General features: G+C 41.0%; 9 protein-coding genes and 2 tRNA genes. 7 read left to right on the plus strand and 4 right to left on the minus strand.

Annotated elements, in window-relative coordinates:
- The first annotated feature begins 106 nt into the window (after nt 1-106).
- The 7 genes from I5907_RS13270 (at nt 107) to I5907_RS13300 (ending at nt 9,006) form a co-directional block, all read left to right on the plus strand.
- Entirely contained in the window at nt 107-1,159 is a 1,053-nt protein-coding gene (locus tag I5907_RS13270; protein ID WP_196991303.1) for a glycoside hydrolase family 43 protein, read from the plus strand.
- A gap of 56 nt (nt 1,160-1,215) precedes the next feature.
- Nucleotides 1,216-3,141: a sialate O-acetylesterase gene (locus I5907_RS13275; RefSeq protein WP_196991304.1), complete on the plus strand. Its 1,926-nt coding sequence runs from the start codon at nt 1,216-1,218 to the stop codon at nt 3,139-3,141.
- A 998-nt stretch (nt 3,142-4,139) separates the two neighbouring features.
- Complete coding sequence (locus tag I5907_RS13280; protein ID WP_196991305.1) at nt 4,140-5,276, plus strand: glycosyltransferase; 1,137 nt, start codon at nt 4,140-4,142, stop codon at nt 5,274-5,276.
- On the plus strand, nt 5,269-6,420 hold the full coding sequence (glf, locus tag I5907_RS13285) for a UDP-galactopyranose mutase (protein WP_196991306.1): 1,152 nt from the start codon (nt 5,269-5,271) through the stop codon (nt 6,418-6,420). Before I5907_RS13280 ends, glf begins: the two co-directional genes overlap by 8 nt.
- A gap of 38 nt (nt 6,421-6,458) precedes the next feature.
- Nucleotides 6,459-7,646, plus strand: a complete 1,188-nt coding sequence (locus I5907_RS13290; protein ID WP_196991307.1) for an amine oxidase — start codon at nt 6,459-6,461, stop codon at nt 7,644-7,646.
- A 360-nt stretch (nt 7,647-8,006) separates the two neighbouring features.
- Nucleotides 8,007-8,498: a helix-turn-helix domain-containing protein gene (locus I5907_RS13295; protein ID WP_231402102.1), complete on the plus strand. Its 492-nt coding sequence runs from the start codon at nt 8,007-8,009 to the stop codon at nt 8,496-8,498.
- 82 nt (nt 8,499-8,580) lie between these two features.
- Nucleotides 8,581-9,006: a cupin domain-containing protein gene (locus I5907_RS13300; protein WP_196991308.1), complete on the plus strand. Its 426-nt coding sequence runs from the start codon at nt 8,581-8,583 to the stop codon at nt 9,004-9,006.
- Nucleotides 9,007-9,055: 49 nt separating this feature from the next.
- Here I5907_RS13300 and I5907_RS13305 read toward each other — a convergent pair whose 3' ends face one another.
- From I5907_RS13305 to dnaA, 4 genes are all read right to left on the minus strand, one after another.
- On the minus strand, nt 9,056-9,802 hold the full coding sequence (locus tag I5907_RS13305; protein WP_196991309.1) for a fatty acid desaturase family protein: 747 nt from the start codon (nt 9,800-9,802) through the stop codon (nt 9,056-9,058).
- Between the two features lie 266 nt (nt 9,803-10,068).
- Nucleotides 10,069-10,142: transfer RNA gene (locus I5907_RS13310), tRNA-Pro, on the minus strand.
- Between the two features lie 37 nt (nt 10,143-10,179).
- Nucleotides 10,180-10,268 (minus strand) — tRNA-Ser (locus tag I5907_RS13315).
- Nucleotides 10,269-10,559: 291 nt separating this feature from the next.
- Nucleotides 10,560-11,990, minus strand: coding sequence for a chromosomal replication initiator protein DnaA (gene dnaA / locus I5907_RS13320; protein WP_196991310.1), 1,431 nt, complete (start codon nt 11,988-11,990; stop codon nt 10,560-10,562).
- Between the last annotated feature and the right edge of the window lie 483 nt (nt 11,991-12,473).

The following is a 12,473-nucleotide window of genomic DNA, read 5'->3' on the forward strand; positions in this document are numbered from 1 at the left end:
CCCTTGCGTCGCAATCCGTTCAGCGGTATATCGCTGCGCAGCTTCAGTTCGCGATGCTGTCACCCCAATTAATCAGGAACAACTTTAAATACTACAAGCAAAAAATATGAGTGCAGCAGGTAAACAGGAAATCAACTTCAAAGCGTTTAACGACAGCGCTATCTCGCAGCCGTTGATCAAACATATGTATACCGCAGATCCTTCAGCGCATGTTTTCGATGGTAGAATATATATTTATCTTTCGCATGATATCGATGCGGGCAATGCTTTTGACGATCTTGGCAGCCACTTCGCCATGGAAGACTATCACGTTATTTCTATGGATACACCCGGAAGCCAGGCAACAGATCATGGAAGGGCATTACATGTAAACGATGTGCCATGGGCCGCAAAACAGATGTGGGCACCAGATGCGCAGGAAAAAGATGGCCGTTACTATCTCTTTTTTCCGGCAAAAGATCACGATGGTATTTTCAGGATTGGTGTAGCTGTTAGTGATCAGCCAACCGGTCCTTTCATACCACAACCACAACCTATAGAAAATAGTTTTTCTATCGATCCGGCTGTGTTTAAAGATGATGATGGAAGTTATTATATGTACTTTGGTGGTATTTGGGGCGGCCAGCTCCAACGCTGGCGCAGTGGTTCTTTCAACGCTGCCGAACCTCAAAGCCCTTTTGCACACCTGCCCGCAAACGACGAACCCGCATTGTGCGCAAAAGTCGCGAAACTAACCAATGATCTTTTCAGTTTTGCAGAAGAGCCAACTGATGTGCTCATCATCGATGAGCACGGAAAACCATTGTTACAGGGCGATACCGAACGGCGCTTCTTCGAGGCATCCTGGATGCATAAATACAACGGAAAGTATTATTTTTCCTATTCTACGGGCGATACACATTTCATTTGTTATGCCATCGGCGATAATCCCTACGGGCCTTTCACGTATGCAGGCAGGGTGCTGAATCCCGTGCTCGGGTGGACCTCTCATCATTCGATCATAATGTTCAACGGGGAATGGTACCTGTTTTACCATGACAGCAGTCTTAGCGAAGGTGTAACACATTTACGCAGTATCAAAGTAGCTAAAATGGAATATGACGGGCATGGTATGATTCAAACGCTGGAACCCTATAACGGTTTAAGTGCCCCTGTTTAATCACATGCTGGCGGTGTTTTTAATACTGCCAGGTTGATCAAAAGAAAAAATTTTTTATGAAGATTGTTGCCACTCTTTTTATATGCCTGGCCTTATCCTTATGCCATACCAGGGCATGTGCCCGGGTAAAACTGCCACGTATTTTCAGGGATAGCATGATACTACAGCGCGATGCCAAAATTAACATATGGGGTTGGGCGTCAAACGGTGAAAAGATATCGGTAAAATTCAACGGCAGGGTTTATAAAACAACAACGGGCAATAATGGAAAATGGATGTTGCAACTGGCACCTGCACAAGCAGGCGGCCCTTACACGATGCAAATTGCCGGTAGCAACAAAATCATACTACGCGATATTTTGATCGGGGATGTATGGTTATGCGCCGGTCAGTCAAACATGGAGCACCAGATGAAACTTCATGCAGTTCGTTATGCCGCGGAAATTGCAACTGCAGACAATAAATATATACGCCAGTTTAAAGTGCCCAATACCGCTAACCTTCTTGCGGCGCAGCAGGATTTGAATGATGGCTATTGGAAATGGGCAGATTCCTCCAATGTAAAAGATTTTTCAGCGGTTGCATATTTTTTTGCCAAAGCCTTGTATGAAAAATACAAGGTGCCAGTTGGCATCATCAATGCAAGCTGGGGTGGTATTCCCATCGAAGCAATGATGAGTGAAAAGTCATTGGAAGAGTTCCCGGGTATTTTGGGGACAGTGGAAAAAAACAAAGACACCATCTATGTTAACAATACAAACCGTAAAGCTTTTGAAATAATACAGTCAACGCCAAAGCCGGTAGACAGAGGCATTACGGAAAAGTGGTATGAGCCGTCTTATATACCAAAAAACTGGCGTCAGATAGCTGTTCCCGGCTACTGGGAAGATCAGGGTATCAGGGATCTTGACGGAGCGCTATGGTTCAGGAAGGAAGTCGATCTTGATCATCCTGATTTTGCTCCGGCCAAAGTATTCCTCGGTAGAATTGTCGACGCGGATGAACTCTATATCAACGGCGTTAAAATAGGCGCTACCGGCTATATGTATCCCCAGCGCCGTTACCCTGTTCCGGCGGGCATATTGAAAAAAGGTAAAAATCTTTTCGTTGTACGCATCACCAATAATTATGGCAAAGGCGGCTTCGTGCCAGACAAACCTTACCAGCTGATTGTAGGTAAAGACACAGTTGACCTTACCGGGTATTGGCAATACAAGGTTGGTTATGTAAAACCAGCCAATACTTTGCCTGCACCCTTCACCATCGCAATGCAGAATCAACCCACCGCCTTGTTTAATGCAATGATTGCTCCTTTAACTGGTTATAACGTTAAAGGATTTGCCTGGTACCAGGGCGAAAGCAATACAGGCAGGTCTGCTGAGTATGCCTCCCTGCAAGCGGCGATGATTAGAGACTGGCGTAGTAAATGGGGCGATAATTCACTGCCGTTCCTCTTTGTGCAGTTGCCTGGCTTTATGGATTATACATATTCTCCTGTGGAAAGTGGATGGGCTTTGTTCAGGGAAGCGCAGGCAGGATCCTTAACACTCCCAAACACGGCAATGGCAGTTACCATTGATTTGGGCGAATGGAACGATATTCACCCCGACAGGAAAAAAGAAGTTGGAGACAGGCTTGCACTGGCAGCACAAAAAATAGCATACGATGAAGCTATCGTTTTTACCGGGCCCACCTTCGCTGCTCAAACAATTAGCGGCAATAAAATCATTGTATCATTCAACAATACGGGCAGCGGCCTTGCAACAAGTAATGGAGAGGCGTTAAGCGAATTCGCCATTGCAGGCGATGATAAAAAGTTTGTTTCGGCAAATGCTGTGATTGAAGGAAACCATGTTATTGTATCAATTGAAATAATCCAGCATCCGAAATACGTGCGTTATGCCTGGGCCGATAATCCGCCCAACCCCAACCTCATCAACAAGGAAGGTCTTCCTGCCGCACCTTTTAGAACAGATCAGTAAATATTTGCAGACCACGAACAATTAGCTGGTCTCTCTCCAATCAAATGTTATGGGCTTTCATAAAACACAATAAGCTTTTTATAAAGATTACCCGTGAATTATACAACTAATTAAAGGTTAGTTGTAATGAACAGGCTGATATAACACTGAAATTTACCATTGTACTTTTTTCGGACAACTCCTTCATATAAGTAGGATAACACCATTGTAGTAAACTGCGGTCTTTATGCATGCGCGTGTCAAAACCAGCAGGGTTATTATTTTATGAGCCAACCTAACTTTTTACTATGTATAATGATATAAGCAATTTTATTGACGAGTTAAAGACACCAGTCACCAATATAAATTTGTGTCTTGAGCTCTTGAAATCTTCAAAAGAGAACGACCATATCTTTCTTTGTTTGGAAATAATCAGTCGTAACATAAACAAATTAAATACATTGTCAGAGCAAAATATGAAAGAACTTATGATAAACAAAAGTTCTCAAACACCTGGGATAACCAAAGGAGCGTAGTGTATAGATTCTTTATTCAATAAAGATTTTCATTAGCACATAATATTATGAATGTTTAAGATGCCATCAGTGAAATGCTTATTAATCTCTACAACTACACTTTCTTTCAGCAAATATTTGCTGCGCATAGTAAAATTAATTACCCGTTTTAAAAACACTTTCGTGTTTCATAGTCAACCTGTCGGTATTGTTTTTTTGTTCCTCTCCGGCTTTTAAAAGCTGGTAACGTCCATATAATTGCAAAATTTTCCATTATCCACGGCAGTTTATCTTTTGTTGGCATGAATTTAAAGCATGTTTAGATCGGTATACACGTAAAATACATAAGCCTGTATCTAAAACATAGCGATACGTTTCCATATTTACTTTCTATTTTGTTAGCAGTAATATCATAATTCAGCTTCTTCCTTGTCTTTTTTTTGATATCCGTTAGCCTGTATATGAAGTGTAGTCCGGCATTTTTTATCTTTTAAATTACAATGAATGGATTTAGTTTGTTTTTCCCATTTAAGATGGAATTTCGTTTACCAGCGTCCTCAACATTTATTAACCCGTTTTGCCAACTACTATCGTGTATTTTATGTAGAGGAATATATTTACAGCGATGGGGAAGATGGCTACTCGTTATCTGTTAACAGCGATAATGTAAATGTCATAATCCCGCATTTAAAAAGTGGGGACATTGAAAATGTTGATATCAATGAACGGATTGCCAATATAATTTGTCAGCTGTTTAAAGCTGAACAGATTGAGGATTATTTGTTTTGGTATTATACGCCTATGGCAGTACTGTATTCACGCCGGTTTAATCCTTCCTTAATTGTATATGACTGTATGGATGAACTCTCTGCCTTCAGCTTCGCTCCGGCAAGTTTAAAAGACGCAGAGCAGGAACTGTTCCTAAAGGCAGACGTCGTTTTTACGGGTGGTGTAAGTTTATACAACGCCAAAAAAGCTAAGCATCCAAAAGTGTTTTGTTTCCCCAGCAGTATTGATAAGGAGCATTTTTCAAAAGCGCGTAATAACCATAACCAGCCTGATGATCAAATGTCTATACCACATCCGAGATTTGGCTTTTTCGGTGTTATTGACGAGCGCTTCGATATTGATCTGATCAGAGACGTATCCGCAATAAAGCCCGATTGGCATTTCATAATTCTCGGACCGGTGGTAAAGATCGATCCCGCTACTTTGCCGATCAAAGAAAACATTCATTACCTCGGCAGCAAAAACTATGAAGAATTGCCCCTGTACATTAGCGGTTGGGATGTGGCAATGATTCCGTTTGCTATCAATGCATCAACAAAATTTATCAGTCCCACAAAAACACCGGAATATTTAGCGGCGGGCGTACCCGTTATATCTACTGCTATTCAGGATGTGGTTGACCCATATGGCCTCAACAAAACAGTAAACATTATACGCTCAGCAAAAGAATTCGTTGACAAAGCAACAGCAGTGTTGCACGAACCTTCAAGAGCAGAATGGCTAAGCAAGGTCGATGTCTTCCTGAAAAACAACTCGTGGAATAACACCTGGCAGGAGATGAACGAGATCATCGACGAAGAACTTTTCGCAGCAAAAGCTAACCTCACAGACAAAACAAAACAATATGTTTGATTTTTTGATCATTGGCGCCGGCTTCGCCGGCAGTGTATTGGCAGAGCGACTCGCTACAGTCGGCAAAAAGAAAGTGTTGATAATTGATAAACGCAATCATATAGCCGGTAATACATTTGATTATTACAACACAGACGGTATCCTTGTACATAAATACGGTCCTCATATCTTTCATACAAACTCAAGGGATGTATATGATTACGTTGGTCAGTTTACCAAATGGCGCCCCTATGAGCACCATGTACTGGCCAGTGTAGATGGCCAACTGGTTCCTGTTCCTATTAACCAGAATACCATAAACAAATTATATGGGCTCAATCTAACAGGAGAACAGATGGTCGATTTTTATAAAAAGCGTGCTGAAAAAACTGACGTGATCAAAACCTCTGAAGACGTTGTGGTAAATGCAGTAGGTCGCGAATTGTATGAAAAATTTTTTAAGGGGTACACAAATAAGCAGTGGGATCTTGATCCTTCAGAACTTGATGCATCGGTTACTGCAAGAGTACCTACCCGCACCAACAAAGACGACCGGTATTTTACCGATACTTACCAGGCTATGCCTTTGCATGGTTATACCCAGTTGTTTACGAGAATGCTCGAGCATCCTAATATCAAGATTATGCTCAATACAGACTACGCAGATATTGCCGGCGTTATCCCGTATAAATCACTGATCTACACTGGCCCCATCGACAGCTATTTTGATTATTGCTACGGGAAGCTTCCGTATCGCTCTATCGACTTTAAATTTGAAACGATAGATACAGAGAAGTTCCAATCATCTGGCACAATTAATTATCCCAATAGTCAGCCTTATACACGTATTACAGAGTTTAAATACCTCACAGGACAAATACACCCGAAAACAACATTGGTATACGAATATCCAAAAGCAGAAGGAGATCCTTATTATCCTATTCCGCAACCGGAAAACGCAGATGTATACAAGAAATACAAATTACTTGCATCTACTATTCCAAATACGTATTTCACGGGTCGCCTGGGTACATACAAGTATTATAACATGGACCAGGTCATTGCGCAATCACTCACGCTATTCAAAAAAATCATGAGTGAAAAGAATGTGAATCACCTGAATGGGCATGTTGTTCCTTTTGCACACACAAACGGAATAGGATAAGCTGCAACAGATATATTTCCTTTATGCAATCATAAATAATGACTTCATATCCTGATCACGAAAATCCATTCAGATCTTTCTGGATGGCAGGTTTCGAGTGCACAGATAAATTAAACGCTTTTGGTAACCGTGTTGATTTTCTAAACCTCACAGGCCATCTAAACCTGCTTGGAGAAGATTACCGTATGCTCGAACAGTTCAACATTGCTACGGTAAGAGAAGGCATACGGTGGAGCCAGGTCGAGAAAAAGCCGTATAACTACGACTGGAGTGCTGTTGAAAAAATGATTATACACGCAAAGGCAAATAACATTCAATTGGTTTGGGATATCTGCCACTTTGGATTTCCCGACGATTTAACACCGCTGCACCCAATGTTTGAAAGACGCTTTGCTGCGCTCTGCAAAGCCTTTGCTGTTTTTTACCGATCTGTTGATGCTGAAAGTGTATTGATTGTTACACCCATTAATGAAGTAAGCTTCCTATCGTGGCTGGGTGGGGAAGTCTGCGGCACTTCGCCATATGGCAAAGGAATTGGCTGGCAGGTGAAATACAAATTAATGAAGGCATATATTGAAGGTATCGAAGCACTAAAAGAAATAGAACCGAATGTAAGAATACTGACCACTGAACCGCTTGTTAACATTGTTCCACCGTTGAATGCATCGCCTGAAACAGCCATGAACGCTGCAACACAGCACGAAGAACAGTTCCAGGTATTGGAAATGCTTTCAGGGCAGATGTGCCCGGAATTGCGCGGAAAACCCGAATATCTGGATATCATAGGGCTCAATTATTATTTTAATAATCAATGGGTACATGGCACAAATGAAATGCTATCCTGGACGGCAGCCAGCACCGATCCACGCTGGGCTTCATTAAGCAGTTTGTTTACACAGGTGCACGCAAGGTATAACCGGCCAATGCTCCTGTCCGAAACCAGTCACCCGGAAGAAAACCGCCCGTTATGGATCAGGAATATTACAAATGAATGCGCGCTGGCATTACAAAACGATATTCCGTTATGGGGCATATGCCTCTACCCGGTAATCGACCGCCCAGATTGGGATCATACCCATGTATGGCATCGGTCCGGTTTGTGGGATAATCCATGGCAGGGACAAAAACATAGCCGCATCCTTAACCAGCCCTATGCAGAAGCATTACAAAAATCACAGGAGTATATCCGGGAATTCATAGCAGTAGAGCCAACGGTTACGTATTGATGTAAACATCACTGCATCAGCAAGTGTAGCCTGTAGTTGTTTACCGGAATTATATGTTATTAAACCGTTCAGTATCGCGGTTTTTTTTTCTATGAACCCGGCTGCAAACCAGGTGGCATCGCCTGTTGCGTCGCACTCTTGTACTGCTGAATCTTTATTCAGCCGGCGATGCGTATACGCTCAGCTTGTACGCAATTTTAAAACACTTTTTAACAACGAAATCTATTAACCGGCAATTAACTGAACCGATGCGGAATGTATTCGGTACATTTAGAGACGGAAACAACAAGCGTGAAGATTGTTATCAAAAATATGGTGAGCTTACGTTGCAAAATGGTTGTACAGACTTGTTGTGATCAGTTGAAATTGTCGTGTAAGCAAATAGATTTAGGCGAAGTGGAATTTCTCGAAGCATTGTCCCCGCAGCAACTGGAAGAACTTAAAGCATGCTTATCGAAATATGGCCTTCGTTTAATGGATGACCGCCGGTCAATGCTGGTAGAGCAGATAAAAGCAGTAGTGATAGAAATGGTACACTACCTGGATGAACTGCCAGACGTGAAGTATTCAGTTTACATCAGTGAAAAGCTGGGCAAAAATTATACTTACCTGGCAAATCTTTTTTCCGAAGTAAAAGGCATTACACTCGAGCATTATATAATCTTACATAAGATCGAGAAGATCAAAGAGCTGATGCTGTATGATGAACTTTCGTTAAGCGAGATAGCCTACAAGCTCGATTACAGCAGTCCCGCACATCTTAGCAATCAATTCAAAAAAATTACAGGCCTTACACCATCTTTTTTTAAGAAGTTAAAACAGAAAAGAAGCATGCCTTTGGAAGACCTGTGAACACTGTATGTAATTTGTACTATTGTGCAAATAATTGCAGCTTATAAAAGCCATCTTTATACCTTCTCAACGAATAGTATATATGAACAACAATGACAATACCGGCGACCCGAAACATAAACATACAAATGAGGACCGGCAGCACCACGGTAATAAAAAATTTGACAACAGTTATAATGAACTGGAAAAAGGCAAACCCTACATTGTTGTGGAAATTGTGGAGTACATTCCGAATGCTGTTGTAAGCAAAACAATTATAAAGAAAGCATCCGGCAATATCACCGCCATGTCGTTCGCAACAGGTGAAGAACTGGAAGAAAAGATTTCTCCTTTTGACATATATGTGCAGGTAATAGACGGCACTGCAGAAGTTATGGTAAACAACAAAAAATTTGATCTCACGCTGGGTACCGGTTTTGTAATACCTGCAAATTCGGTACATCGGCTAAGTGCCAAACAACAGTTTAAAATGGTTTGCACAGTCATAAAAAGCGGTTATGATATGTAACGCTTTTCATCTTACATAAAAAAAGGCTCACAATTTTGTGAGCCTTTTTTTATGCTTCCTGTACCAACGGTTTCAACCGGATGATTTTCATTTTATTCAACCCGAGCATAATAATGTAGGTAAGATCAAACTCAAACCATTTGCGGGCAAAATTTGCATTGTATTTCTGGTGGTGATGATTGTTTTGAAACAATTCACCCATCATTACAATACCAAAAGGAGAGGAGTTTTTAGAATGGTCTCCGTTATGATAATTTATATAGCCATATTTATGGCCGCACCAGTTTACAATTGCTCCCTGTATCGGCCCCATCAAAAAATGAATGGGTAATAACAAGAACCACCATAAAGATGGCGCAAAAGCGATGTAAATACCAACGTACAACAACGCGAATGATATTCTTGTAATAACATGGTCGCCCAAATGATCGAGCTTGTTCCAAACCGGCAGGTATTCCCTGGTAAACTGTGGTTCAGGAAGGTTTTTCCTGGTTTTGAAACTTTTGAATATTACAATAGTATTCCACATCATGCCCCATATATCTTTAAAGAAATGCGGGGAATGCGGGTCCTTTACGGTATCACTGTATTCATGATGCATGCGGTGCATAACACCGTATGCTCTCGGTACGAGAAAAGAGGAGCCTTGCACAATCCATGTAGAAAGGTAGATCACTCTTTCCCAGTTCTTACTGGTGGTATACAATTGGTGAGATGCATAACGGTGTAAAAAGAACGAGTGAAAAAACAACGATAAAAACCAATGACCGATAAAAAAGAATAAGATTAAATTCATAAATGCGAAAAGTATTTACTGCGGGTTTTATTACAAATGGAGTAACAATAGCCACATACAAAATTCACTGTTTAACGATGTAATAGTTTACACAATTATTGGTATTGCTTGTAACATTCACATATACGCATTATGTATAAATACAGACTTATGTATCGGGAAAGATTATGGGAAAAGTTTCGAAACCTGTACACCAATACTGTTGGATGGAAGGGTGTACCGCAACAAAAAAGGTTGAAAAACTTTCGTTAATCAACCTTTTGGTGTCGGGAGGACAGGATTCGAACCTGCGACCCCCTGGTCCCAAACCAGGTATTCTACCGGGCTGAACTACCTCCCGTGCCTTGTGCTAAACTTTGAAGGACTTTTCAAATCCGCGGTGAGGGAGGGATTCGAACCCTCGGTACAGTTTAACCCGTACGGCAGTTTAGCAAACTACTGATTTCAGCCACTCATCCACCTCACCTTTAGCTGAATTGGTTCCCTTAAGGGGCTGCAAAAATAGGTAGCTGATCGGAAACTCCAAAAAGAAAATTACAATTGCCGGAAATATTTTTTACAGGCCTGCGCATAATGTATTTCGCCCATGGCTGAGATACCTGCCTGTGTATGATAAACGGGGTGCACCTTGCCGAATAATGTTACTGCCGTACAAGTGAGTGACACAACCAAAGTTAAATAGTAGCAATGCAGCCGGTAACAAATAAAAAAAATCCCAAAGCGTTGGCTTTGGGATTTTCCGGCATTGCATGTTGTATTACATAGCAGCAAGTTGTACTTTTTGCGTAAGCTCCATTACGTTTTCGCGAAAGAGACTGTCGGTATCCATAAGATCTTTTACCGTTTGGCAACTGTGTATAACGGTGGTATGATCGCGGCCGCCAAAATGCTCACCAATTGTTTTGAGCGAGTTCTTGGTAAATGCTTTTGCGAGGTACATGGTTATTTGTCTTGCCTGTACAATTTCTCTCTTACGTGTTTTTTGTAAGAGCTTGTCGTAAGGCACATCAAAGTATTCGCACACCATTTTTTGTATGGCATCTATGGTAATTTCTTTACTGCTTGTTTTTACAAAATTGCGCAGTACTTTTTTTGCAAGTTCGAGATCGATTTCTCTTTTGTTGAGCGATGATTGTGCAAGCAACGAGATCAATGCGCCTTCCAGCTCTCTTACATTGGTGCTGATATTGTATGCCACATATTTAACAACTTCTTTTGGCATGTCGAGACCATCGTTCTTCATTTTTCTTTCCAGTATCTCTATGCGTGTTTCATAGTCAGGAATCTGCAGGTCTGCGCTAAGGCCCCAGCGAAAACGGCTGAGCAATCTTTCCTGCATACCATCCAGGTCTTTTGGTGGCTTATCTGATGTAAGTACTAATTGTTTACCACTTTGGTGCAGGTGATTGAATATGGCGAAGAATGCATCCTGGCTTCTTTCTGCCCTGGAAAAAAACTGTACATCATCTATGATCAGCACATCTATCAACTGGTAGAAGTGAATAAAATCGTTGATAGCATTATTACGGCTGTGGTCCTGGAACTGGTTAATAAATTTTTCGCTGCTTACATATAACACAACTTTGTTTGGGTGCAGTCTTTTTACTTCATTGCCTATGGCCTGTGCAAGGTGTGTTTTACCCAAGCCCACACCACCATATATTACGAGCGGGTTAAAAGAATTTGCACCGGGTTTTTCTGCCACGGTTTTACCTGCACGGCGTGCCACCCTGTTGCAATCACCTTCAATAAAAGAATCGAATGTATAGGTTGCATTAAGCTGCGGATCTATCTGCATCTTTTTAAGACCCGGTATTACAAACGGGTTCTTAACAGGACTGTTTATGATGAGTGGAAAATCCATTTCGTTGTTGTTGTACATTTTCATGTTGCCTGCAGGCACATCCATTGTGCCGTTGTGGCCATTGCTGCCACTGTCAACCATTATGCGGTATTCGAGCCTGGCTTCTTTGCCAAGTTCCCGTTTCAATGTTTTCGCGAGCAGGGTTACATAATGTTCTTCAAGATATTCAAAGAAGAATTGGCTAGGTACCTGTATTAACAACACATTGCCTTTTAATTCCACCGCTTTAATAGGTTCGAACCATGTTTTATAGGGTTGCCAGTCAACAATATCTTTTATAATCTTTAAACAGTTACTCCATATAGATTCAGCGGTTTTAGTCATGATTCTCGTTACAAATTTTTCTATCGGTTTAAAGAATTTCAATTCAGCGCTTAGCTCCAAAAAAACTATTCAACATATGTGAACAAAAATTTTAGGAGGGGGACGAATATCAAAATTTTATGTTGAAAAAAAAATTTTTTCATCTCGCCTTTTTTGTCCCATTAGGTAAAAAATGATTGTGAAAAAAATTATTTACTGTGCAATTAAATGTCGATTAAAGATGATTGTTCAATACTACATTTATAGGGTTACTCTGCTGGCAAAAATCAATCCTTTTTTCTGTTGTCGTCTTAAATAAATCCTCAACCGATAAGAAACTAATCTAACTAATATTTCTTTTAAAAAAAATAAATTAAAACCAATTTATTTGTTATGCTCCATTTCGCTGCTGATGCAGTTATGCAATTATTTTTTGGGCCCGGCAAAAAAATCTTTTTTGAGCATTCGTTGCGTCGCACTCTTCAACGTATGGTTCGCTTTTCA

The organism is Panacibacter microcysteis, from assembly GCF_015831355.1.
In the GTDB taxonomy this organism is placed as follows: Bacteria; Bacteroidota; Bacteroidia; order Chitinophagales; family Chitinophagaceae; genus Panacibacter; species Panacibacter microcysteis.